21 protein-coding genes are annotated in these 22,893 nt (G+C 67.0%); 19 read left to right on the top strand and 2 right to left on the bottom strand.

What is annotated here, in order from left to right:
• The first annotated feature begins 1 nt into the window (after nt 1).
• Nucleotides 2-754, top strand: a complete 753-nt coding sequence (locus tag HGO92_RS18175; RefSeq protein ID WP_169997331.1) for a metalloregulator ArsR/SmtB family transcription factor — start codon at nt 2-4, stop codon at nt 752-754.
• A gap of 43 nt (nt 755-797) precedes the next feature.
• Here the strand turns inward: HGO92_RS18175 and HGO92_RS18170 are convergent, their stop codons facing one another.
• Nucleotides 798-1,454 (bottom strand): uracil-DNA glycosylase, encoded by a 657-nt coding sequence (locus HGO92_RS18170; RefSeq protein ID WP_169997329.1) that lies wholly within the window; start codon nt 1,452-1,454, stop codon nt 798-800.
• Nucleotides 1,455-1,593: 139 nt separating this feature from the next.
• Here HGO92_RS18170 and HGO92_RS18165 point away from each other — a divergent pair, with 139 nt between their 5' ends.
• From HGO92_RS18165 to HGO92_RS18100, 14 genes are all read left to right on the top strand, one after another.
• A complete protein-coding gene (locus tag HGO92_RS18165) occupies nt 1,594-2,043 on the top strand; it encodes an SRPBCC family protein (RefSeq protein ID WP_169997327.1) in 450 nt (149 codons plus the stop codon).
• Between the two features lie 128 nt (nt 2,044-2,171).
• Entirely contained in the window at nt 2,172-3,062 is an 891-nt protein-coding gene (gene ubiG / locus HGO92_RS18160) for a bifunctional 2-polyprenyl-6-hydroxyphenol methylase/3-demethylubiquinol 3-O-methyltransferase UbiG (protein ID WP_169997325.1), read from the top strand.
• On the top strand, nt 3,059-3,754 hold the full coding sequence (locus tag HGO92_RS18155; protein ID WP_169997323.1) for a nucleoside/nucleotide kinase family protein: 696 nt from the start codon (nt 3,059-3,061) through the stop codon (nt 3,752-3,754). Before ubiG ends, HGO92_RS18155 begins: the two co-directional genes overlap by 4 nt.
• Before the next feature lie 268 nt (nt 3,755-4,022).
• Nucleotides 4,023-5,657 carry an ABC transporter substrate-binding protein gene (locus HGO92_RS18150; protein ID WP_169997321.1) on the top strand — a complete coding sequence of 545 codons (1,635 nt, stop codon included), beginning with the start codon at nt 4,023-4,025 and terminating at the stop codon, nt 5,655-5,657.
• On the top strand, nt 5,654-6,661 hold the full coding sequence (locus tag HGO92_RS18145; protein ID WP_240974742.1) for an ABC transporter permease: 1,008 nt from the start codon (nt 5,654-5,656) through the stop codon (nt 6,659-6,661). Before HGO92_RS18150 ends, HGO92_RS18145 begins: the two co-directional genes overlap by 4 nt.
• Nucleotides 6,658-7,581 carry an ABC transporter permease gene (locus HGO92_RS18140; protein WP_169997319.1) on the top strand — a complete coding sequence of 308 codons (924 nt, stop codon included), beginning with the start codon at nt 6,658-6,660 and terminating at the stop codon, nt 7,579-7,581. Before HGO92_RS18145 ends, HGO92_RS18140 begins: the two co-directional genes overlap by 4 nt.
• Before the next feature lie 2 nt (nt 7,582-7,583).
• Nucleotides 7,584-9,341 carry a dipeptide ABC transporter ATP-binding protein gene (locus HGO92_RS18135; protein WP_169997317.1) on the top strand — a complete coding sequence of 586 codons (1,758 nt, stop codon included), beginning with the start codon at nt 7,584-7,586 and terminating at the stop codon, nt 9,339-9,341.
• On the top strand, nt 9,338-10,732 hold the full coding sequence (locus HGO92_RS18130) for an LLM class flavin-dependent oxidoreductase (RefSeq protein ID WP_169997315.1): 1,395 nt from the start codon (nt 9,338-9,340) through the stop codon (nt 10,730-10,732). The genes HGO92_RS18135 and HGO92_RS18130 overlap by 4 nt, the downstream gene beginning before the upstream one ends.
• 42 nt (nt 10,733-10,774) lie before the next feature.
• Nucleotides 10,775-11,059 carry an acyl-CoA dehydrogenase family protein gene (locus tag HGO92_RS18125; RefSeq protein ID WP_169997313.1) on the top strand — a complete coding sequence of 95 codons (285 nt, stop codon included), beginning with the start codon at nt 10,775-10,777 and terminating at the stop codon, nt 11,057-11,059.
• Entirely contained in the window at nt 11,059-11,439 is a 381-nt protein-coding gene (locus HGO92_RS18120) for an acyl-CoA dehydrogenase family protein (protein ID WP_169997311.1), read from the top strand. Before HGO92_RS18125 ends, HGO92_RS18120 begins: the two co-directional genes overlap by 1 nt.
• Nucleotides 11,440-11,684: 245 nt before the next feature.
• Nucleotides 11,685-12,455, top strand: a complete 771-nt coding sequence (locus tag HGO92_RS18115) for a methyl-accepting chemotaxis protein (RefSeq protein WP_169997310.1) — start codon at nt 11,685-11,687, stop codon at nt 12,453-12,455.
• Nucleotides 12,455-12,904 (top strand): phage holin family protein, encoded by a 450-nt coding sequence (locus HGO92_RS18110; protein ID WP_169997308.1) that lies wholly within the window; start codon nt 12,455-12,457, stop codon nt 12,902-12,904. The genes HGO92_RS18115 and HGO92_RS18110 overlap by 1 nt, the downstream gene beginning before the upstream one ends.
• The gene (locus HGO92_RS18105; protein WP_169997306.1) at nt 12,901-13,557 is read left to right on the top strand and encodes a DUF3618 domain-containing protein; all 657 of its coding nucleotides are present in this window, start codon (nt 12,901-12,903) and stop codon (nt 13,555-13,557) included. The genes HGO92_RS18110 and HGO92_RS18105 overlap by 4 nt, the downstream gene beginning before the upstream one ends.
• 74 nt (nt 13,558-13,631) lie before the next feature.
• Nucleotides 13,632-14,504 carry a DUF2382 domain-containing protein gene (locus HGO92_RS18100; protein WP_169997304.1) on the top strand — a complete coding sequence of 291 codons (873 nt, stop codon included), beginning with the start codon at nt 13,632-13,634 and terminating at the stop codon, nt 14,502-14,504.
• A gap of 77 nt (nt 14,505-14,581) precedes the next feature.
• Here HGO92_RS18100 and HGO92_RS18095 read toward each other — a convergent pair whose 3' ends face one another.
• Nucleotides 14,582-15,574 (bottom strand): D-2-hydroxyacid dehydrogenase, encoded by a 993-nt coding sequence (locus HGO92_RS18095; protein WP_346769011.1) that lies wholly within the window; start codon nt 15,572-15,574, stop codon nt 14,582-14,584.
• A gap of 65 nt (nt 15,575-15,639) precedes the next feature.
• On the opposite strand from HGO92_RS18095, the gene HGO92_RS18090 reads away from it, so the two are divergent.
• From HGO92_RS18090 to HGO92_RS18075, 4 genes are all read left to right on the top strand, one after another.
• Entirely contained in the window at nt 15,640-16,923 is a 1,284-nt protein-coding gene (locus tag HGO92_RS18090; protein ID WP_169997302.1) for an aspartate aminotransferase family protein, read from the top strand.
• 7 nt (nt 16,924-16,930) lie between these two features.
• The gene (locus tag HGO92_RS18085) at nt 16,931-20,032 is read left to right on the top strand and encodes an FAD-binding and (Fe-S)-binding domain-containing protein (protein ID WP_169997300.1); all 3,102 of its coding nucleotides are present in this window, start codon (nt 16,931-16,933) and stop codon (nt 20,030-20,032) included.
• Nucleotides 20,029-21,543, top strand: a complete 1,515-nt coding sequence (locus HGO92_RS18080; protein ID WP_169997298.1) for an NAD-dependent succinate-semialdehyde dehydrogenase — start codon at nt 20,029-20,031, stop codon at nt 21,541-21,543. Before HGO92_RS18085 ends, HGO92_RS18080 begins: the two co-directional genes overlap by 4 nt.
• Before the next feature lie 166 nt (nt 21,544-21,709).
• The gene (locus HGO92_RS18075; protein ID WP_169997418.1) at nt 21,710-22,891 is read left to right on the top strand and encodes a M24 family metallopeptidase; all 1,182 of its coding nucleotides are present in this window, start codon (nt 21,710-21,712) and stop codon (nt 22,889-22,891) included.
• Nucleotides 22,892-22,893 lie beyond the last annotated feature (2 nt).

The raw sequence follows: 22,893 nt of genomic DNA, 5'->3' as shown, positions 1-22,893 counted from the left end.
CGTGGACGCGGTGTTTAAAGCCCTTGCAGATCCAACCCGCAGAGCCCTGTTGGACGAGCTCTTCCGCGAGGACGGGCAGACGCTCAGCGCCCTTGAAGCGCAGTTCGACATCACGCGCTTCGGTGTCATGAAGCACCTGAAACAGCTCGAAGAAGCAGGCCTGGTAGTCACGCGACGCAAAGGCCGCGAAAAGCTCCATTTCCTGAATCCGGTGCCGATCCGGCTCATCCACGACCGGTGGGTGGGCAAGTACGCAGAACCGTGGGCCGCTGGCCTCAGCGAGCTCAAGACACGATTGGAAACTCCGATGGAAAAGATCTTCGAGATCTATATCCGCACCACCCCGGCACGGCTGTGGGAAGCGATCACGGACAGCGAGACCAGAAGCAAGTACATCTTCGGCAACCGGATCGAAACCGACTGGCAGGTTGGTTCGACCTACCGGATGACCAACCCGAAGGCCGACGGACCGCTGAGCGAAGGCGAAATCCTGGAGATCGACCCGCCGCGCCGCCTCGTGCAGAGCATGCGCGCGTTCTGGGGCGAGGACGTCGAAGCCGAAGGGACCTCCCGGATCACTTGGGAAATCGAGCAGGTGGCGGACTCCTGCCGGCTGACCGTCACCCACGACCAGCTGCGAGAGGGCGCCAACGACCAGCTTTACGGCGGCTGGCCTATGATCCTCTCCGGCCTGAAGACCTGGCTGGAAACCGGCGAAGTACTCACCACTCCTGGATCGCTTATGTATACGTGATCCGCGGCAGCTGCTCCTGGTCCTTCGGCTCTGGATCCGCCCGTTAGCCATCCATCCCGGCGGCAAGAAGCTCCTTCAGTCCGTCACGGAACTTGACCTTGCCGCCGTGGGCCGGATGGCGCACTTTGGGAACGGACAGACCGCTGGCGCTGACGCTGCGGAAGCCTACGTTGCCCACCGCGACGACGGACTCCACGGCGAACAGCTGCGCCAGCTCCTGCCAGAACGGGCGTCCCGCCAACGCTTCAGCGGCCGACGGCGTGCGGTTCGACAACGGCCGGTCGGGCTGGTGCGAATGCAGCGGGTAGGCACTCCAGAGCAGCGGCAGGAAGTCCAGGCCGGCGAGCACGTCCCACATCACCGTTGCCGTGGGTTCGGCGGCAACCGAGCCCGCCTCGGCCGGCAGGACGTACCCCCTGTCCGGCCCGAACAGCCCGAAGTAGCCCTCGCGGCTCTGGATGATGTCGCGGTTGGTGAACGGGACTCCGGTCATCCGCATGCCTCGGTAGCCGGGCGCCTCCCCCACCAGCAGGACCTTGGGCCGGCGTTCCAGCATGTCCTGCAGATACAGCTCCAGGTTGCGCCGTCGGACGGCGTTCTCCGGCCTGGAGTGGTCGAAGAAGTTGCAACTGCTCGCCCCGACTGGCAACCGGGCAAGCTTTTCGATGAAGACCTGGATTTCCTCTGCGTCCCTCGCCAAATTCCTCGAGTCCTCCCGCCCGTTGCAACGCAGCCCAGCCGCCCACGCGAGCACGCCGTCGTTAGTTGTTCTGACTCCTCAACCATAGTGTTCGGCGGTCGTCAGTGGCCTGCCCGGCTCCAATATGGGAGCCTGAAGCATGGTCGACGTCACCACCGAAACAGTCATTGCTGCCCCGCGTAAGACGGTTGCCGAATACGCGGCTGACCCGGACAACGCCCCGGAGTGGTACCAGAACATCGCCTCGGCCCGCTGGGAAACGCCCCGTCCGCTCTCGGTGGGATCCCGCATCGCTTTCGACGCCGCTTTCCTCGGCCGCCACCTCTCCTACACCTACGAGATCGTCGAGTTCCGCCCGCTCGAGAAACTGGTGATGCGCACGGCCCAGGGCCCCTTCCCGATGCAGACCACCTACGCCTGGACCGAGGTGGACGGGGGCACCACGCGGATGACACTGCGGAACAACGGCGAACCGGACGGCTTCTCCCGGCTGGCTGCACCCTTCATGGGGATGATGATGAGGAAGGCCAACGGGAAGGATCTGGCCCGGATCAAGTCGATTCTCGAAGCACGTCCCGCATCCGGCTGAGCGCCAGCGGCACAAGCACCACGTCCCGGTAGCCGCCAGTTCCCGTGGCACCATCGCCGCAACGCTGCTGGTCCTCCTTTCTTTCCTTTTGCTGCCTGCCCTTTCCTCGCGGCGGCTATGCTCCTGCTATGACGGGGAGCAGCGGGCCGATCGATAACGACGTCTACAACCGGTTCGGCGGTTCCTGGTGGGATGAAGCCAATCCGCTCAATCTGCTGCACGGCAGCCTCACTTCCGCACGGATGACCTACTTCCGCGAAGTCCTGCAGCGCGAACTTGGCAAGGATGTCGGAAGGGTGGCCAAGACCGGCTCCCTGCCCAACGGGTCTGCCGTTGCCCGTGCGATCGGGGCAGGACTGAAAGCGCTCGATGTGGGCTGCGGTGCCGGCCTGCTGGCCGAGGAATTTGCCCGGCTGGGGTTCGACGTCGTCGGTGTGGATCCGTCCGCCGTCGCGATCGAAGCGGCCAGGGCGCATGCTGAAATGAGCGGGCTTCGGATCCGCTACCAAGTGGGTGCCGGCGAACAGCTGCCGGTGGAGGATGGGACGTTCGACGTCGTTTACTGCTGCGATGTGCTCGAGCACGTCGCCGATCTGCCGCTGGTGCTGGCGGAGACCGCCCGGGTGATGAAACCGGGAGGCCTGTACTTGTTCGACACGATCAACCGGACGGCTACGAGCAAGATCCTGGCCATCAAGCTCATGCAGGAGTGGCCGCTCACCCGGATCATCGACACGGAGCTCCACGTCTGGGAGAAGTTCATCAAGCCAAGCGAACTGGCATCCCTATTAATAGGTAACGGACTGCAGCCGGCCGGCCTGTCCGGTCTGGCCCCGCGCGCGAACCCGCTGGCCATGCTGCATAGTTTCGTCCAGGCCTGGCGGGGCCGCATCTCGTACGGTGAGCTCAGCCGCAGGCTGCATTTCGGGCAGGTGAGGCGAACGTCCCTCTCCTATATGGGGTACGCGGTGAAGCGCCAGGACCGGGAGCCCAAGGTGGAGCCCGAGGCTGCGGAATGAGGTTGCATGAACTGGCCGACCGGATCGAGCGGCTTGCCGCTGCGGCTCCGGCGACCGCTAACACCAGCCATTCGATGATTGCCGAGGCTGCGGCTGCCCCACCCGGGCGGACCATCATCGGCATCGTCGGGGAACCGGGCGCCGGGAAGAGCACCCTCACGGAAAACCTGCTGGACTTGCTGAACGCAGGCACTCCCGATCCCGAGCATCAGCAGTTCGCCCATGTCCCAATGGACGGCTTCCACCTCGCCGACGTCGAATTGGAACGGCTTGGGCTGCTGCACCGCAAGGGCGCGCCGGCAACCTTCGACGTGCATGGCTATGCCGAGCTGCTCCGGCGGCTTCGGCGCGACCGGCAGAACACGGTCTATGCTCCCGGTTTCGAGCGGACCATTGAGCAGCCGCTGGCCGGCATGGTTCCGGTCTTTCCTACGGCTCACACGGTGCTCACCGAAGGTAACTACCTTCTGCTTGATGAACCGGGCTGGCGGCAAGTCCGTAACCAGTGCACGGAGGTCTGGTACGTCGAGCAGGACGACCGGCTGCGCATCCGGCAACTGGTTGAGCGGCACATCGCCTTCGGCAAATCCCCGGCAGCCGCCGAGGCCTGGGTGCGCGAGGTCGACGAGCCGAACGCCGGGCTGATCCGTGCCACCCGCGAGCGGGCAGACTTTGTGGTCACTCTGGCCTGATTCCCCAACCTGTCCGGCTGCCGATTTCCTGCCTGTTCCGTCATGCGAGGTCATGTGAAGTCATGCTCCTGACGCACAAAGTCACTGCGGTTCAGAAATATTTCCTGCCCTCGGACGCGCCGGTAGATTCCTCGGTACGTCCCCAAAGGACGGTAACTGCCACGAGGCGACGCAAGCTTCGTTGAACACTAGCCGGTGAGTGCAGTCCCCGAATGTTCGGGTGCCTCCGGCGAGCCGTTTAACGGGCCGGACGGAAGAACCCGAGAACATGACATTACGCCAAGCCCCCTGGGCACCCACGGCCCTTGCCGCCGTCGTTGTCCTGGCCCTTACCGGTTGCGGCGGCGCCGCGAGCGCCCAGCCCGATGAGGCCGACACCTTTGTTTTCGCCACTGGCAAGGACATCTCTTGCCTGGATCCCCACGTCAACGGCGACATGCCGCAGGCGTCGCTCGCGGCCAACTACCTTGATTCGCTGGTCTCGCAGGACAAGGACGGCAAGATCCATCCGTGGCTCGCCGAGGCCTGGGAAGTCTCCGAGGACGGGCTGACCTATACCTTCACCGTCCGCGACGACGTCTACTTCACCGACGGCACCAAGTTCACGGCGGAGGCGGTCAAGGCGAACCTGGACCACATGGTGGATCCGGACACGCAGTCCGGCACCGCGGGAGGCTATCTCAAGCCCTACGAAAGCACCGAGGTCATCAACGAAACCACGGCCCGGGTCACCCTGAACCGGCCGTACGCGGCCTTCCTGGAAGTGCTGGCCCAGCCGTTCCTCGGCATCGAGTCCCCCACCGCGCTCAAGCGGCCGCAGGCGGAGAACTGCATCTCGCCGGTGGGCACCGGCCCGTACAAGATTGTGGACTACATTCCGCAGTCCAAGGTCTCGCTGGTGCGCAACGAGGACTACAACTCGGCCCCGCCGTTCGCCCAGCATGAGGGCCCGGCGCACATCAAGAACCTGGAATGGCTGATCGTGCCGGAGGATTCCACCCGGTACGGACTGCTGCGCGCAGGCCAGGTGGACGCGCTGGACCTGATGCCTTCGGTGCACTTCGCCGAGGCGGAGGCGGACAAGAAGGTGCAGCTGGTGCTACAGGACCGGCCGGGCAACCCGACCAACCTGATGCTCAACACCACGCGCGCCCCGTTCGACGACATCAAGGTGCGCAAGGCCTTCCTGCACAGTGTGTATGTGGAAGCCGGCATCAACAGTGTCTACTTCGGAACGGTGACCAAGGCCGGCGGACCGCTGGCCAGCACCACCGGCTTCTACTCGCCCGACTTCGAGAACGCGTACCTCCCGGACCCCGCAGAAGCGGACCGGCTGCTGGACGAGGCCGGCTGGACAGGGCGGGACGAGCAGGGTTACCGGACCAAGGATGGCAAGCGGTTGACCGTGGTCCTGCCCTACACCCCGGCGGCCTGGCCCACGGCGCACGCGGCGCTGGTCACGCAGATCCAGGCCAGCGCCAAACAGCGCGGCTTCGACGTGCGGATCGAGAACCAGGACTTCGCGTCGTCGTCGGAAAAGTACAACAACTTCGACTACGACCTGCGTGCCGGCTACTGGAACACCAACACGGCGGACGTGCTGCGGATCGTCTTCTCCACCGAGTACATGAAGTCCGCGGGCTTCGTCCCCAACGGCTCCGGCTTCAGCAATAAGGAGTTCGACCGGATCGTCAACGAGGCCCTGGCCACCGATGATCCGGACATCCGCGCTGGCCTGTACTACCGGGCCCAGCAGATTGTCAGCGAGAACGCCCTCCAGCTTCCGCTCTACAACCAGACCAGCCAGCTGGCCCTGCGCCAGGACCGGTTCGCCAACCTGACGCTGGAACCGAGCCTGTCCCTCCCCTATATCTACGACGTCACGGCGGTGAACGCATCATGAGCACGGCAACGCAAGCCCGCACTTCGCATACGGAAATTCCACGAACGACGGCGACCGCCGGCTCCACGGGGCAGGTGATCCTCAGGCGTGCAGCCGGCAGCCTGTTTGTCCTCTGGGCCGCGGTGACGCTGACGTTCTTCGTCCTGCGGCTGGTTCCCGGCGATCCAGTCACCACCATCCTGGGCGGACACAGCGCCGCCCCGTCCGCCGAAACCGTGGCCGCGGTCGAGGCGCAGTACGGGCTGGACCAGCCGGTCCTCATCCAGTACGTCAACTATCTGGCAGGGCTGGCCACCGGCAACTTCGGCACCTCGTACGTGTTCAAGGTTCCGGTGCTGGACATCCTCGGCCCGCAGATCTTGCCGACGTTCCAGCTGGCCGGCCTGGCGCTGGTCTTCGCCTGGGCCATCGCGCTGGCGTTCACCCTGCTGACCGTGGGACGCGGCCGGGTGCTGGACGGCGTCGGCCGCGGCATCGAGGTTTTCTTCGCCGCGCTGCCGCCGTTCTGGGTGGGCATCATGCTGGCCGTGGTCTTCGCCGTCATCCTGGGCTGGTTCCCGGTGGCCGGCGACGACGGCTTCAAGTCCCTGGTGCTCCCGGCCCTGGCGCTGGGCATTCCGCTGGCCGGCTTCATCGCCCAGGTCACCCGATCTTCATTCGAGGAAGCGCTGGCCCAGCCGTTTGTGCTCTCCGCACGGGCCCGCGGCCTGTCCGATCTGGCCGTCCGCGTGGGCCATGCCCTGCGGCACGCCATCCTGCCGGGGCTGACGCTCTCCGCCTGGGCGGTCGGCTCGCTGGTCAGCTCGGCCGTGGTCGCGGAGATCATCTTCGCCCGCCCGGGCCTGGGCCGCTCCCTGGTGGACGCCATCATCAACCGGGACCTGCCCATCACCCTGGCTGTGGTGTTCATCATCGCCACGGTCTACATCCTCGTGAACCTGGTGGTCGACGTGCTGTACCGCGTGATCGATCCCCGCACCAATGACAAGGGGGCCGGCGCATGAGCGTGGCACTTGAACCCACTACCACCCGGACGCCGCTACCCGGCGGCGACCAGCCCGGCACCCAGCCGGACGGCGGACGCCGCCGGACCCGCATCACCAGCACGCTGCGCGGCCTCCGCGGCACCCCGATCGGCGTGTGGATCGCTGCCGCGGTCCTGGCCTTCCTGGTGCTGGCCGCCGTCGTTCCTTCGCTGTTGACGGTCAAGGATCCCTACATCATCGACCCGGCCGGCGCCTTCACCGCGCCAAATGCAGAGCATCTGTTCGGCACCGACCAGAACGGGCGCGATGTCTTCTCCCGCGTCATCGCCGGCACCGGACAGTCGCTGCTGCTGGGGCTGGCCGCCACCGCCATCGGACTAGTGCTCGGCGGGCTGCTCGGCATCACCGCCGGGGTCTCCGGCAAGTGGCTGGACTCGGCGATCTGCCGCTTCGTGGAGATCCTCTTCGCCTTCCCCGGACTGCTCCTGGCGCTGATTGTCATCGCGGTTTCGGGCACCGGCGTGGTCACCGCCGCGATCGCAGTCGGCGTCGGCACGGCCCCGGGCTACGCCCGTATGCTCCGCACGCAGACGCTGCAGGTCATCGCCGCGCCCTACGTGGAGACCGCGCGCTCGCTCGGCCGCTCCCGCCGGCACATCCTGTGGCACACCATCGTTCCGAACGTGATCCGGCCGCTCTTTGTGCTCGCCACCCTGGGCGTGGGCCAGGCGATCGTCTGGGCTTCCTCGCTGAGCTTCCTCGGCCTGGGCGCGCAGCCGCCGGCGGCCGAGTGGGGCGCGATGCTGGCGGACGGACGCAACTACATCCAGATCGCCTGGTGGATCGCCGCTTTCCCCGGCATCTTCATCACCCTCGCCGCGCTGACCACCACCGTGGTGGGGCGTCACCTGCAGCAGCGGCTCGAAGCAGAGGTATAGACATGACTGATTACCGCCCAAACAACGACGGCGGGGGCTTGGCTTCCGCAGTGCCCGCCGGTTCCGCAGGCGAAGCCAACTCGCTGCTCAATATTGAAGGCCTGAACGTCTCGTTCGCTACGCCGCGGGGCACGGTGGACGTGGTCAAGGACGTCTCGCTGGCGCTGGCACCGGGCAAAGCACTGGCCCTGGTGGGCGAATCCGGCTCCGGCAAGACGGTCACCGCCCGGACGCTGGTGGGCCTGAACGCGGCGAACGCCAAGGTCACCGCGGGACGGCTGGACGTGCTGGGCCGGAACGCGCTGAAACTGTCCGAGCGGCAGTGGCGCGGGCTGCGCGGCAAGGACATCGGCTACGTGCTGCAGGACGCACTGGTCTCGCTCGATCCGCTGCGAACCGTAGGCCAGGAGATCGACGAGGCGCTGCGGGCCCACGGAGTCCGGGGCAAGGCCGCGCGCCTGGAGCGGGTGCACCAGGCGTTGCGCGATGCGGGTATCCCGGATCCGGAAGTTCGCGCCAAGCAGCGATCCGGCGAGCTCTCCGGCGGTCTGCGCCAGCGGGCGCTGATCGCGCAGGCCACCGTGCTGAATCCGCAGCTGGTGATCGCCGACGAGCCGACCACCGCGCTGGATGCCACGGTCCAGGCGCAGATCCTGGAGCTGCTGGCGGGGCTGAAGGAACAGGGCCGCGGGCTGGTTTTCATCTCGCATGACCTGGCCGTGGTCTCGCATCTGGCGGACGAGATCGCGGTGATGCAGGGCGGGCGGATCGTCGAGTCCGGCCGCGCGTCCGAAGTGCTGTCCAACCCACGGCACGAATACACGCAGGCGTTGATCGACGCCATCCCCTCCGGCACGGCCAAGGGCCGCAGGCTCTCCGCCGGCACTCCCGTCTCCGTTGCCTCCCTTTCCGGCGGTCCCGGCCGGACCACGGAGTTCTCCGAAACGGCGCCGGCCATCGTGGCCCGCGACCTGGTCAAGTCCTACCCAGGCCCCGGCGGAACCCGCCGTACCGTCGTGGAGGGGGTGTCCTTCACGCTAGAGCGCGGCAAAACCTTGGGCATCGTGGGAGAATCCGGCTCCGGCAAGTCCACCACCGCGCGCATCGCCCTGGGGTTGACCCAGCCGGACGCCGGCAGCGTGACCCTCGGCGGGTTCGCCTGGTCCGGCACCGGGACGGACCAGGTCTCCGAGGAGCAACGACGCCGGCACCGCCCGGACATCCAGCTGGTGAACCAGGACCCGCTGAGCTCCTTCGACCCCCGCTTCAGCGTCGGCCGGGTCATTACCGACGCGCTGGAGGCCGGCTCCATCGGCACGGCCGGCGACCGCACCGAGCGGGCGGTGACGCTGCTCGACCAGGTGGGGCTGCCGCCGTCGTTATTCAACCGGCGCCCGCTCACGCTGTCCGGCGGGCAGCGCCAGCGCGTGGCCATCGCCCGGGCGCTCGCGCTCCAGCCGCGCGTGCTGCTGCTGGACGAGCCGGTCTCCGCCCTGGACGTTTCCATCCAGGCGCAGGTGCTGGATCTGCTGGCGGACCTGCAGTCACAGCTCGGGCTGAGCTATCTGTTCATCAGCCATGACCTCGGCGTGATCCACCATGTCAGCGACGATGTCCTGGTCATGAAGGACGGCAAAGTAGTCGAAGCCGGCACCGCCGCGGACATTTTCACCAACCCGCAGACCGACTACACCAGGCAGCTGCTGGCCGCCGTGCCGGAACTGCCCGCGCGCAAACTCGCCGTTAAGGAGGCATCATGAGCAAAGAGATCCACTTCAACGGGTTCGAGATGAACACCGTCAGCCATATCAACCACGGGCTGTGGGTGCATCCGGACAACCGCCGGCACGAATACACGGACATCGAGTACTGGACGGAAACCGCGCAGTTGTTGGAACGCGGCCTGTTCGACGCCATCTTCCTGGCCGACGTGGTCGGCACCTATGACGTGTACCGCGGCAGCCGCGGGCCCGCCGTCGAACGCGGTCTGCAGGTGCCCAACAATGATCCGTACCTCCTGGTTCCGGCGATGGCGGCCGTGACCCGGAACCTCGGTTTCGCCGTCACGTTCTCCACCACCTACGAGCCGCCGTTCGGCAACGCGCGGCGGCTGAGCACGCTGGACCACCTGACCAAGGGCAGGGTGGCGTGGAACGTGGTCACCGGCTACCTCCCGGATGCCGCGCGCAACTTCGGCCTGCCCGCGCACATCAAGCACGATGACCGGTACGACATCGCGGAGGAATACCTCGATGTCTCCTACAAGCTGTGGGAGGGTTCGTGGGACGACGGCGCCGTGGTCCGCGACCGGGAGCGGCGGGTTTACACCGAGACGGACGGCGTGCACGAGATCGGCCATGCCGGCCGGTTCTTCACGGTGGACGGGCCGCACCTGTCCGAACCTTCGCTGCAGCGCACGCCGGTGATCTACCAGGCCGGATCCTCCGAGCGCGGCAAGGACTTCGCCGCCCGGCATGCCGAAGCCGTCTTCGTCAGCTCGCGGACCGTGCAGCGCGTGGCCGCGGACGTGCGGGACCTGCGCGAACGGGCCGAGGCCGCCGGACGCGGACGCGACGCGGTCAAGGCGCTGGCCTCGCTGAACATCGTGCTCGGCGAGACCGAGGCCGAGGTGGCGCGCAAGGTCGAAGAGGTGGTGCGGCTGCGCGACGTCGAAGGCCACCTGGTGCACTTCGGCGGCTCCTCCGGGATCGACGTTGCCTCGCTGGAGACGGACGAGTACCTGCAGTACGTGGGCCGCGACCATGCCCAGTCCATGGAAGCCGAGTTCGCCACCGGCGCGGGCCGCAAGCGCGCGCACGAGCTGATCGACACGCTCTCCGACCCACGCAACGACGAGTTCTTCATCGCCGGCACGCCCGAGCAGGTGGCGGACCGGATCGAGGAGATCGTGGACGCCACGGACGTGGACGGCTTCAACATTGTCCAGTTCCTCTCCCCCGGAACGTTCACCGACGTCGTCGAACTCCTGGTCCCCGAACTGCAAAAGCGCGGCCGCTACCGCACCGCGTACTCCGAGTCCGAACGCACGCTGCGCGAACGGCTGTTTCCGGGCAACGGCCCGCTGCTGCCAGCCACCCATCCCGGCGCCGCCTACCGCGGCGCGTTCCGCCGTGAGGAGATCACCGTATGAGCTCCATCCAGACGACCGGCGGCCGGCTTCGGCGCGGTCCGGGTGCCGCATGAGTTTGGCGGCGACGGGGCCACCGCGGTGCAGTTCTTCCGGCTGCTGATCGAGCTGGCCGCCGCGGAATCCAACCTCGCCCAGGCCCTGCGCTCGCACATCGCCTTTGTGGAGGGGCGGCTCTACACGAACGACGCCGAGCGGTTGCGTCGGGTGGGCGAGGGCCAGATCCTGGGCAACGCTTGGACCGAAACCGGCCCTGTGGCGGTGGGCGGCGTGGGCACCACCATCGAGCCGGACGGCGAAAACTTCCGGGTCAACGGCACGAAGTACTAGTGGGCGAGATTTCGGCTCAGGCCTTCGCGGCAGAGGCAGCCACACTGCGGGTGGCCGAACTGCTGCACGATGCCTTCGACCTCCGCCCCGCAGCCCAGGGCGCAGAGAGTCCTTCGTTTGAGGAAGCCGTCCTGCAGGTGGAGTTCGGCTCGTCCCAGGCCCAGATCGTAGTGACCGACCCCGCGCAGCGCGCGTCGTCGTCGTTGTTTGATGCCTTGGGCGCATCCGCCACAAAGTCCGAACTGCAACTGGACCGCCACTGGCGAAACGCGCGGGTCATCTCCTCGCACAACCCCGTGGTCTATAAGTCCCGCGTGGTCGGCGACTGGAAGATCAACGGCACCGTCCCCGAGTTTGTCTGGCGCTCCGGAACCGTCTGACAGCAGGAGAATCACCACAGGTTGGCGGGAGCGCTTGCCGGGTTACCCAACCCGGCAGGCACTCCCGCCGTCGTTGTTTACCGGCCCTTCCGCAAAAAACCTGAGCGCCAATTGCGGGGACGTCATTGCACCCCTTTACTAAGCATGCTTAGCATGAACTTACACCGTAAGCAGGAGGACTGGCACGGCATGAGTCCTCAGCGGGACTGACGGCAACTAGTTCATCAAGCATTGGAGTAACAACTATGACAACGCAGAACTGGCAGGAACCGGCGGCGCCCGGCACGGAGAATCTCACGATTCAGAACAGCCAAACCGCCACTGGCTACACGTCAACCGGCAGCTCATCCACAACGACGGCGGCCAAAGACGAAGCGAAGAACGTCGCCAAAGAGGGGGCCAGCGCCGGTAAACAGGTTGCGGGCACCGCGGTTGAAGAGACCAAGGCCGTGGCCCAGGAGGCCGGCACCCATGCCAAGAACCTGGTCAGCGAACTGGGTTCAAACCTGAAGGACCAGGCCGGCACCCAGCAGCAGAGGGTCGCCGAAGGACTGCGGTCGCTGAGCGAAGAGCTCCGCTCGATGTCGCAGGCATCGGAGAATTCCGGTGCTGCGTCCAATCTGGTTGACCAGGCGGCCCGGAGGACCGGCGACGTGGCGGGCTGGTTCGAAGCGCGCGACCCGGGGTCGCTGCTTCAGGAAGTCACAGGTTTTGCCCGCAAGCGGCCCGGCGCCTTTCTGGCGATTGCCGCTGGGGCAGGCCTGTTGGCAGGCCGGCTGACCCGTGGCATCAGCGGGGCACATCCGGACCCGCAGTCCAGTCCGCAAGCAGGGAACCCCGCAGCGAGCCCAAGGATCACGCCCGCCCCACCGGCGGCCGAGCCCACTGTCGGCACCACCGGCACTTCGTCACAGGTTACGGGAGATCCTTTCAGCGACCCCTGGGCGACGGAGCCCACCCTTCCTCCCGGGACTCCGCCGGTAAGCACCGATCCTGAACGGAGGCGTGCGCTCTAATGACACAACCGAACTCAACTGGCTCCCACGCCTACGAGATTCCACCGACCGAAGCGGAGGTGAGGGCACAGAACTCGTCCTTGGGCGACATCCTGAGCGAAGTCAGCCGCGATGTTTCAACGCTCATGCGCCAGGAAGTCGAGCTGGCCAAAGCCGAACTTAAGGAATCAGGAACCAAGGCAGGCAAGGGCGCAGGCATGCTCGCCGGTGCGGGCGTGGCCGGACACTTTGTCCTGGTCTTCCTCTCCATCGCGTTGATGCTTGCCCTGACCCTCTGGATCGGCATGGCATGGTCGGCCGTGATCGTTGCGGTGATCTGGGCGATTATTGCCGCCGTTCTCGCAGCCAAGGGCAAGAAGGAAATGAAGACCGTCCGCGGCATGCCGCAGACCGCTGAAACCATCAAGGAAATTCCCCCGACGTTGAAACCAGGTGAGGAGACCCCATGAGCCAGTCACCGGAAGAAATCCGCGAAGATATTGAACGGACCCGTGCAGAACTAGGTTCCGACGTCGATGCGCTGGCGGAGAAGGTCACCCCTTCCAGCATCGCGCACCGGCAAGGCCAGAAAGTCCGGGACAAGATGAACCAGGTCAAAACCAGCATCATGGGCGCGGCCGACAACACCACCGGCTCGGCAAAATCCGGGATGCACCAGGCCGGAGAATCTGTTTCCCATACTGCCCAGCATGCCGGCGAAACGGTCCAGAACGCTCCGCATCAGCTCGCCGAAAAGACTCGGGGCAACCCCATGGCAGCCGGGCTCATCGCCTTCGGTGCCGGCATGCTGATCTCCTCCCTGATACCCGCCAGCCAGAAGGAGCAGCAAGCAGCAACTGCCCTGAAGGAAAAGGCGGAACCGTTGAAAACCGAGCTCACCGATGCTGCCAAGCAGGTAGCCCAGGACATGAAAGGCCCGGCCCAGGAAGCCATGGAGTCGGTCAAGAGCTCGGCGCAGGATGCTGCCGGCCGGGTGAAGGAAGAGAGCGCGGGCGCCGCCTCGGATGTTAAGGAGCGTGCCCAGGACGCCAAGTCCAACGTCAAGGACACCCATTCAGGCTCCGCGACCACCGCGGACGCCAGCCGTCCAACCGGGTTCTAAGCAGGCATCTCCCAACAAACCGCCCATAGATCCGGGCTCAGGACAGCTGCGCCCGGCGGAAACAAAGGAATGACATGATCACCAAAGAAAACATTGACCGACTGGCCGGCAACGGATCCAACGTGCTTGATTCCGCGGGGAACAAGATCGGTTCCATCGGGCAGCTGTACCTGGATGACAGGACCGAAGATCCGAGCTGGGCGACTGTGAAAACGGGACTGTTCGGCACATCGGAGTCCTTCGTCCCCCTGGCCGAAGCCACAGTGGACGGCGACGACATCCGTGTCCCATACACCAAGGACCAGGTCAAGGACGCCCCGCGCGTAGATCCGGACGGGCATCTGAGTGAAACGGATGAGGACCGCCTCTTCGAGCACTACGGCCTCGGGGCAAACGGCGCCTACACCGGCACCACCGGCACCGCGGGCGTGGGCACGGGCGTGGGCACCGATAGCCATACCGGCACTACCGGAACCGATGCCGGCACGCGGCCTGTGGGAACAGGAGATTACGACGACGCAGCGGGCTCGCGCGGCGCGGTCGGGCATGACACGTCGGGTCCGACCACCGACGACGCCATGACTCGTTCCGAAGAGCAGCTCCACGTCGGCACCGAAAGCCGTGAGACCGGACGTGCGCGGCTGCGCAAGTACATCGTCACCGAGAACGTGACGCAAACCGTGCCGGTCAGCAGGGAAGAAGTCCGGGTGGAGCGCGAGCCCATCACGGACGCGAACGCCGGCGATGCTCTGGACGGGCCGGACCTCAGCGAAGAAGAGCACGAGGTAGTCCTGCGCGAGGAACGTCCCGTGGTCGAAAAGGAAACCGTGCCCGTGGAGCGGGTCCGCCTCGACAAGGAGACGGTCACGGATCAGGAAACGGTCAGCGAGGAAGTCCGCAAGGAGCAGATCGAGACCGACGGCGATGACAACGGCCGGCTTCGCTGAGGCCTGCAGACAACTCGGTCACGGTAACCGGTGCGGACGGCAGGAACATACCCGCCGTCCGCACCGGCATGCCAATGTCAGTGGCCCGAGCTGACGTAGCCGCGATCCTTGTCCACCAGGTTGGCCAGGGGGTCTCCGGCGGTCCAGCGGGCCAGGTTCTGCAGGAACTGGTCGGCCAGGGCCTCGCGCCAGCCGATCACGTCCCCGCACATGTGCGCCGAGATGTGTACGTTTTCCATCTCCCAGAACGGGTGCTCTGCCGGCAGCGGCTCTTCCTCGAAGACATCCAGCGATGCGGCAGCGATCTGTCCGTGGCGCAACGCCTCGACCAGTGCAGCCTCGTCCACCAGCGCGCCACGGCCGACGTTGACCAGATGCGCGCTGGGCTTCATGGCCGCCAGGACTTCGGCGTTCATCATGTGGCGGGTCTGCTCGGTCAGCGGCGCGATCAGCACCACGTGGTCCGCCCAGCCGACATGCTCGGCCAGGTCCGCGCTGGGCACCACGGTGCCGAAGTCGCCGTCGTTATCCCTTGCGGTCCGGCCGACGCCGCGAACCTCGAGCCCGACGGCGCGCAGCAGCTGGGCGGTGGCGCGACCGATCCCGCCGGTGCCCACTACCAGCGCACACGAACCGCCGGTCGGGGTGAGCTCGCGATGCTGCCAGACGGACTGTTGCTGCAGGCGCTTGCTCAGGTGCAGCTGCTTGTCGTGGGCGAGGATGGAGGCCAGCGCGAACTCGGCAATGGGCCTGTCGAACGTGCCGTGGGCGTTGGTGACCAGCACCTCGGAGGCCCGCAGCTCGTCGAACATCATGGCGTCCACCCCGGCCGCCGCCACGTGCACCCACTTCAGCGCGTCCGCATTCGGCCACGCCTCACCCAGCGCCGAGGAGAAAAAGTCCCAGAGGAACAATACGTCGGCCCCGCGGGCGGCCTCCGCTAGACCGGCGGCATCGGTGATAACGACGTCGGCACGCGCCTTGATCTCGTCGAGATTGTAGGGGCTGGGCTGGCCCTCCGCAGCGAGAATGACAACGCGGGGACGGGAGCTGGAATCACGATTAGTCACGCCTCCACGCTACGCGATAAGAGGATTGTTGACAATAAACAGGTGTGACCTGCACCATAGGTGGCATGACCTCTCTTAGCCCCGCGCTCAAGCAAGCAACGCCCATCGTCGTCGACCACGCCCTCGGTTCGTGGATCCATGCCACCGACGGCAAGGACTATCTGGATTTCACTACCGGCATCGGCGTGACCAGCACAGGCCACTGCCACCCGAAGGTTGTGGAAGCCGCGCGTGAACAGGTGGGCAAGATCATCCACGCCCAGTACACCACCGTGATGCACAAGCCGCTGCTGGCGCTGACCGAGAAGCTCGGGGAAGTCCTCCCCGCGGGGCTGGACTCTGTGTTCTACGCCAACTCCGGCTCCGAGGCGGTCGAGGCCGCCATCCGGCTGGCCCGCATGGCCACCGGCCGGCCCAACATCGTGGTCTTCCAGGGCGGCTTCCACGGCCGCACCGTTGCCGCCGCCTCGCTGACCACGGCCGGCACCAAGTTCTCCGCCGGCTTCGCGCCGCTGATGGCCGGCGTCCACATGTCCGCCTTCCCCTATGCCTACCGCTACGGCTGGGACGAAGCCACCGCCGTCGCCTTCGCACTGCAGGAACTGGACTACCTGCTGCAGACCCGCACCGCTCCCAATGACACGGCCGCGTTCCTGATCGAACCGGCACTGGGCGACGGCGGCTACCTGCCCACTCCCCCGGCCTTCATGGAGGGCCTGCGCGAGCGCGCCGACCGGCACGGCATCCAGCTGATCTTCGACGAGGTGCAGGCCGGAGTGGGCCGGATGGGCAAGTTCTGGGGCCACCAGTACTCCACCGCCACCCCGGACATCCTCATCACCGCCAAGGGCATCGCCTCGGGCTTCCCGATCTCCGCCATCGCCGCGTCCACCGAGACCATGTCCAAGGCGTGGCCCGGCTCGCAGGGCGGCACTTACGGCGGCAATGCCGTTTCCGCCGCGGCCGGCGTGGCAACGCTTGAAGTGGTCGAAGAAGAGGGCCTGGTGGAGAACTCCCGCATCCGCGGCGAGCAGCTGCAGACCGGCCTGAAGGAGATCCAGAACCGCTTCCCGGTGATCGGCAACGTCCGCGGCCTGGGCCTGATGCAGGGCATCGAGTTCACCGCCGAAGACGGCAACCCGGACGCCAAGACTGCCGCCGCGGTCCAGCAGGCCACCACCGCGCAGGGCCTGCTGTCCCTGACCTGCGGCCCAGCCGGCAACGTGGTCCGGCTGATTCCCGCCCTGGTGGTCACCGCCGACGAAATCAGCACCGGCCTGGAGCGTTTCGAGGCCGCCGTCGGCGCCGTCGTCGGTGTCGTTCCCGCCGGAGCAGGAACCGGAGCCTGATCCCCCGATGACCGAAGCAGTTCTTCCCGCAACCGGGCAGTCGGACGCGCGCCTGCCCGGCAACCCGGCGCTGAACCGGCAGCCGGCGGTGCTGGCGCGCCTCGCTGCAGCCGGCGTGGCCGCGGACAGCTCGCCGCGCCGGCTGGCCGAGTACTCCTACGACGCCTCCAACTACCGGGTGCCGCCGCTGGCCGTGGTGTTCCCGCGCACCGCGGACGACGTGGCCGCCGTGGTGGGCGCGTGCCGCGAAACCGGTACGCCGCTGATCGGGCGCGGCGGGGGAACCTCGATGGCTGGCAACGCCATCGGGCCCGGTGTGGTGCTGGATTTCTCCCGCCATATGACCCGGATCCACACCATCGACGAGGCCGCGGGCACAGTCGCCGTCGATCCAGGCGTGGTGCTCGCCGTCCTCTCCCGCGAGGTGGAGAAGGCCACGGGCGGCAAATTCACGTTTGCCCCGGACCCGTCGTCGAAAACCCGCGCCACCGTGGGCGGGGCGCTGGGCAACGATGCCTGCGGAAACCATTCCGTACGCTACGGGCGGACCTCCGACCACGTGGTGGAGCTCGACGTCGTTACTTCCGACGGCGCCCGGCTCACCGCCACTGCCACCGGGCTGCGCGCCACGGATCCGGCGAACAAGGCCTCCGCCGCGCGCGCGGCCGCAATCACCGGGTCACTGCAGGAGCTCACGCACACCCATCTGGCCGACTTCCGCACGGAACTGGGCCGGATCCAGCGTCAGGTCTCCGGCTACCATCTGGCCAACCTGCTGCCCGAAAATGGCTTCAGCGTCGCCCGCGCGCTGGTCGGTTCCGAGGGCACCTGTGCGATCGTGACCGGGGCGCGGATGAAGCTTGTGCCCAAGCCGGCCAGTGCGCTGCTGGTCTGCCTCGGTTATGCCGACGTGGTCGAGGCGGCCCGCGACCTGGAGACCATCCTTGAATTTTCCCCCGCGGCGGTGGAGGGCATTGACGAGGCCATCGTCGACACCATGCGCTTCCGCCGCGGCGAGGACGCCGTCCTCGGACTGCCCGATGGCAAAGCCTGGCTGTATGTGGACCTGGACGGCGAGGATCCGGACGAGGTCGCCGCGGAGGCGGACCGGCTGCTGGCCCGGTTGAAAGAGAACGGCCGCCTGGTTGACGGCCGCGCGGTGCCCGACACCACGGCCCGCGCTTCGCTCTGGCGTGTCCGCGAGGACGGCGCGGGGCTCTCCTCGCGGCTCTCAACCGGCGGCGAGTCCTGGCCCGGCTGGGAAGATTCCGCCGTCGCACCCTTGAAGCTGGCCGACTACCTGGCGGACTTCCGCGAACTGCTGGCCGAGTTCGGCCTGCAGGGCGTGATGTATGGGCACTTCGGCGCCGGCTGCATGCACATCCGCATCACCTACGACCTGCGTACCGAGGAAGGCCGGGAGGTGTTCCGCCGCTTCTCGCGCAGGGCTGCCGAACTGGTGGTCCTGCACGGCGGCTCGCTCTCCGGCGAGCACGGCGACGGCCGCGCCCGTTCGCAGCTGCTCCCGGTGATGTACTCGCCGCGGATGCTCGACGCGTTCAGCGCGTACCGCCGGATCTGGGACCCGGCCGGCATTCTCAACCCGGGATCGCTGACCGACCCGGATCCGATCGATGAGCACCTCGCACTCGAGGGCGTGCCGCAGCGGCAGTGGCGTACCACTTTCGATCTGCGCCCGATCGGCAGCGGCGGCGGCTCCACGGCGGAAACCGACAGTCCCTCCGACGCCGGCGGCAGCGGCACGGATCCGTGGGTCCACGCGGTCCAGGGCTGCATCGGCGTGGGCAAGTGCCGCACGGATTCCGGCGGCGTCATGTGCCCGAGCTACCGCGCCACCCGGGACGAGAAGGACTCCACCCGCGGCCGCGCCCGCGTGCTGCAGGACATGGTCCGCGGCGCCCGCACCGTCGAGGAAGGCTGGAAGTCCAAGGAGGTCCGCGAGGTGCTGGACCTGTGTCTGTCCTGCAAGGCCTGCTCCAGCGACTGCCCGGTCGGTGTGGACATGGCCACCTACAAGTCCGAGTTTTTCGACCACTACTACAAGGGGCGGCTGCGCCCGCTCTCGCACTTCTCGCTCGGCTGGCTGCCGCGCTGGCTCAAAATCACCGGCCGCATCGCCCCGCTGGTCAACGCAGTGCTGGCCACGCCGCTGGGCAAACTGGCCGCCGCCCTGGGCGGGCTCACCACCCGCCGAGCCCTGCCGAAGTTCGCCGGCGGGTTGGACTGGCAGCGTGAAGTCGCCGCCGCCGGCGTCCTTCCCCCGTGGAATTACGACGGCGGGGCGCGGCACAGCACCGACCCGGATTCCGGCGTCGTGCTCTTCGTGGATACCTTCACCCGCGGCTTCCGCCCCGAAGTTGCGGGCGCAGCGGCCCGGGTGCTGACCGGCACCGGGGAACGCACCGAGTGCTCGGCGGACGCCTGCTGCGGGCTGACCTGGATTTCCACCGGCCAACTGGACACCGCCAAGAAGCTGCTGGGCAAGGCCGCCGAAGCGCTCGACGACGGCACGGACCGCCCGATCGTCGTCGTCGAACCCAGCTGTGCCGCGGCCCTGCACAAGGACCTGCCCGAACTGGTACACACCGAGCAAGCCCGCCGGGTGGCGTCCCGGGTGCGCAGTTTCGCCGCGCACGTCAATGAGCTGGCCGAAGCCGGTTCGCTGCCGGAACCGGCTCGTGACCTGCCGGCGGAAGTGGTGCTGCAGACGCACTGCCACGAATACTCCGTTTTCGGCGCCGGCACCCAGCGCCAGGCGTTGGCCGCCGTCGGCATTACCGGGGTGACCGATGCCTCCGGCTGCTGCGGCGTGGCCGGCAACTTCGGCTTCGAGAAGGAGCACTACGACGTGAGCATGCAGGTCGCCGAGCACTCGCTGGCCCCGGCCCTGCGCGGCAGCGGAGCCGAGACCGTGGTCCTCACGGACGGCTTCTCCTGCGCCATGCAGGTCAACCAGCTCGACAAGTCCAGACCCGGGCGCCACCTGGCGCAACTCCTGGACCCCGGCGCACCGTCAGCCACCGGCCCCAAGACCGATCCCACTACTGACCTCGACTCCGAACCAATCAACAAAAAGGACCTCCCATGACCACTGACATCACCCAGTCCCGCGGCAGCACCGCAGGCAACGCGCGCACCTCCCAGCAGGCGCTCGACGCCATCTCCCGCGTCAGCACGGGCGTGTTTATCGACGGCGAATGGACCGAGTCCGCCTCCGGCGCCCGCTTCAACGTGGTCAATCCCGCCACCGAAGAGGTCATCGCAACCGTCGCCGACGGCGGCCCGGAAGACGCCCAGCGGGCCATCGAGACCGCCGGCCGCCTACAGAAGCAGTGGGCGAAGACCGCGCCCCGCGAGCGCAGCGAGATCCTGCGCCGCGCCTACGACCTGATCATGGCCCGGCAGGACGAACTGGCCCTGATCATGACCACCGAAATGGGCAAGCCCCTCGCCGAGGCCAAGGGCGAAGTAGCCTACGCTGCGGAGTTCTTCCGCTGGTTCTCCGAGGAGGCCGTGCGGATCGGCGGGGATGTCACCACTACCGGCGACGGCAAGAACCGCATCCTGGTCTCCAAGGAACCGGTGGGCCCCTGTGTGCTGGTCACGCCGTGGAACTTCCCGCTGGCCATGGGTACCCGCAAGATCGGTCCCGCCATTGCCGCCGGCTGCACCATGGTGTTCAAGCCCGCCAATCTGACCCCGCTGTCATCGCTGGCTCTGGTGGACATCCTGGTCGAGGCCGGGCTGCCCAAGGGCGTGGTCAACGTTGTCTGCACCACCAAGGCCTCCTCGGTGGTCACTCCCTGGATGGCCAGCGGCATCGCACGCAAGGTCTCCTTCACCGGTTCGACCGAAGTGGGCGTGAAGCTGCTGCAGCAGGCCTCCGAGCACGTCATGCGTTCTTCCATGGAGCTCGGCGGCAACGCACCGTTCATCGTCTTCGAAGACGCGGACCTGGACCGGGCGGTCGAGGGCGCCGTCGCGGCGAAGATGCGCAACATGGGCGAGGCCTGCACCGCGGCCAACCGGATGTTCGTCCAGCGTTCCGTCGCCGCCGAGTTCGCGCGGCGCCTCGCCGCACGTCTTGGCGCACTCGAGGTGGGTGACGGCGCAGAGCCGGGCACCGACGTCGGGCCCTTGGTGGAAGAGAAAGCTCTGGTTAAGGTCCAGGAACTGGTGGACGACGCGGTGTCCAAGGGCGCCACGGTGGTCTGCGGCGGCTCCCGGCCCGAGCGCCCCGGCTACTTCTACACACCCACCGTGCTCTCCGACGTCAGCCCGGCGTCGGACCTGATGAGCCAGGAGATTTTCGGTCCGGTGGCGCCCGTGGTCCCCTTCGACACCGAAGAGGAGGTCACGCAGATGGCCAACGACACCCCCTGGGGCCTGGTGGGCTACGTCTTCACGCAGGACGTGGACCGCGGCTTCCGGATGGGCGATGCGCTGGAGGTCGGTATGGTCGGGCTGAACACCGGCATTGTCTCCAATCCGGCGGCTCCGTTCGGCGGCGTGAAAGCCTCCGGGCTGGGGCGCGAGGGCGGCCGCGTGGGCATCGAGGAGTTCCTCGAATACAAGTACATGGCAGTACCGAAGAGCTGATTTTCCCGCAGCTCCGCTTCGGGGAGTAGTCGGCCGGGGCCAATGGGCCCAAACCCCTTGTACCCGGCCGCAACTCCTTGTATATTGTTGACAATCTACTAATTACTGTGACGTGGGCCACCCGCGCTTGCAAGGAGCTTCAGTGAACGTAAACGGCACGGCCCGCATGCTCTTCACCGCCGAAGAGTACGCGGCACGCCTCGCAGCGGTCCGGCTGCGCATGGCTGAGCAGGGCCTGAGCGCCCTGCTTGTGACTGACCCGGCGAACATCTACTACCTGACCGGCTATAACGCCTGGTCGTTCTACACCCCGCAGCTGGTCTTCGTGCCCGCCGAGGGGGACATGATCCTGTTCAGCCGGCAGATGGACGCCAGCGGAGCCTTCCGCACCTCGTGGCTGCCGCCGGAGAGCATCGTCGGCTACCCGGAGAGCTACGTGCACCGCCCGCACATCCACCCCTTCGACTGGGTGGCCTTCGCCCTGCGCGAGCGCCACCTGATTGCCCCGGCGGCCAAGGGCTGCGTGGGGCTCGAAATGGACTCGCACTTCTTCGCGCCGAAAGCCTACCGCGCGCTGGTCAACGCCATTCCCGAGTGGACGCTGGTGGACTCCTTTGAACTGGTCAACTGGGTGCGGTCTATCAAATCCCCCGCGGAAATCCAACTGATGCACAAGGCCGCCGTGATCACCAACAGTGCCATGGCCGCCGCCGAAGAGGCCATCAGGCCCGGTGCCCGCAAGTGCGATATCGCCGCGGCCATCACCGAGGCGCAGATCCGCGGCACCGAGGAATTCGGCGGCGACTACACGGCGATCGTGCCGCTGCTGCCCACCGGCGAGTCGGCCGACACCCCGCACCTGACCTGGAGCGAGGACCGGCTGGAGGAGGGCGAGCCGGTCGTCGTCGAACTCGCCGGAGCCTACCAGCGCTACCACGTGCCGCTGAACCGCACCTTCTCGCTGGGCGAGCCCTCCGCCGCACTTAGCCGGCTCGCCGAGGCCACCGGCGAGGGCCTGAACGCCATGCTCGACGTCATCCGCGCCGGCGTTCCCGTGCGCGAGGTCGCTGCCGTCTGGAACCGCACCATCTTCGAGTACGGCTACGAGAAGGACTCGCGGCTGGGCTACTCGATCGGCGTCGGTTTCCCGCCGGACTGGGGAGAGCGGACCATCAGCATCCGCAGCGAAGAAGAATCCATCCTCGCCGAAAACATGACCTTCCACCTGATCTGCGGCATGTGGATGGACAACTACGGCTACGGCCTCTCCGAATCCATCCGCGTGACCGCTACCGGGGTGGAGACGTTCACCACTTACAAGCGCGGACTCCTCCCCATCAACAGCTAGGA

This window comes from Crystallibacter degradans, assembly GCF_012952295.1.
GTDB lineage: Bacteria > Actinomycetota > Actinomycetes > Actinomycetales > Micrococcaceae > Crystallibacter > Crystallibacter degradans.
Note: the sequence above shows the minus strand (reverse complement) of the source record. Positions and strands in the feature narration are given on the sequence as shown.

Excerpts from the sequence above, each read along its gene's own strand:
- HGO92_RS18110 (WP_169997308.1), top strand. The coding sequence starts at position 12,455 with ATGACACAACCGAACTCAACTGGCTCCCACGCCTACGAGATTCCACCG.
- ubiG (WP_169997325.1), top strand. The coding sequence starts at position 2,172 with ATGACGGGGAGCAGCGGGCCGATCGATAACGACGTCTACAACCGGTTC.
- HGO92_RS18100 (WP_169997304.1), top strand. The coding sequence starts at position 13,632 with ATGATCACCAAAGAAAACATTGACCGACTGGCCGGCAACGGATCCAAC.
- HGO92_RS18150 (WP_169997321.1), top strand. The coding sequence starts at position 4,023 with ATGACATTACGCCAAGCCCCCTGGGCACCCACGGCCCTTGCCGCCGTC.
- HGO92_RS18130 (WP_169997315.1), top strand. The coding sequence starts at position 9,338 with ATGAGCAAAGAGATCCACTTCAACGGGTTCGAGATGAACACCGTCAGC.
- HGO92_RS18135 (WP_169997317.1), top strand. The coding sequence starts at position 7,584 with ATGACTGATTACCGCCCAAACAACGACGGCGGGGGCTTGGCTTCCGCA.
- HGO92_RS18145 (WP_240974742.1), top strand. The coding sequence starts at position 5,654 with ATGAGCACGGCAACGCAAGCCCGCACTTCGCATACGGAAATTCCACGA.
- HGO92_RS18085 (WP_169997300.1), top strand. The coding sequence starts at position 16,931 with ATGACCGAAGCAGTTCTTCCCGCAACCGGGCAGTCGGACGCGCGCCTG.
- HGO92_RS18105 (WP_169997306.1), top strand. The coding sequence starts at position 12,901 with ATGAGCCAGTCACCGGAAGAAATCCGCGAAGATATTGAACGGACCCGT.
- HGO92_RS18115 (WP_169997310.1), top strand. The coding sequence starts at position 11,685 with ATGACAACGCAGAACTGGCAGGAACCGGCGGCGCCCGGCACGGAGAAT.
- HGO92_RS18080 (WP_169997298.1), top strand. The coding sequence starts at position 20,029 with ATGACCACTGACATCACCCAGTCCCGCGGCAGCACCGCAGGCAACGCG.
- HGO92_RS18140 (WP_169997319.1), top strand. The coding sequence starts at position 6,658 with ATGAGCGTGGCACTTGAACCCACTACCACCCGGACGCCGCTACCCGGC.
- HGO92_RS18155 (WP_169997323.1), top strand. The coding sequence starts at position 3,059 with ATGAGGTTGCATGAACTGGCCGACCGGATCGAGCGGCTTGCCGCTGCG.
- HGO92_RS18165 (WP_169997327.1), top strand. The coding sequence starts at position 1,594 with ATGGTCGACGTCACCACCGAAACAGTCATTGCTGCCCCGCGTAAGACG.
- HGO92_RS18090 (WP_169997302.1), top strand. The coding sequence starts at position 15,640 with ATGACCTCTCTTAGCCCCGCGCTCAAGCAAGCAACGCCCATCGTCGTC.
- HGO92_RS18075 (WP_169997418.1), top strand. The coding sequence starts at position 21,710 with ATGCTCTTCACCGCCGAAGAGTACGCGGCACGCCTCGCAGCGGTCCGG.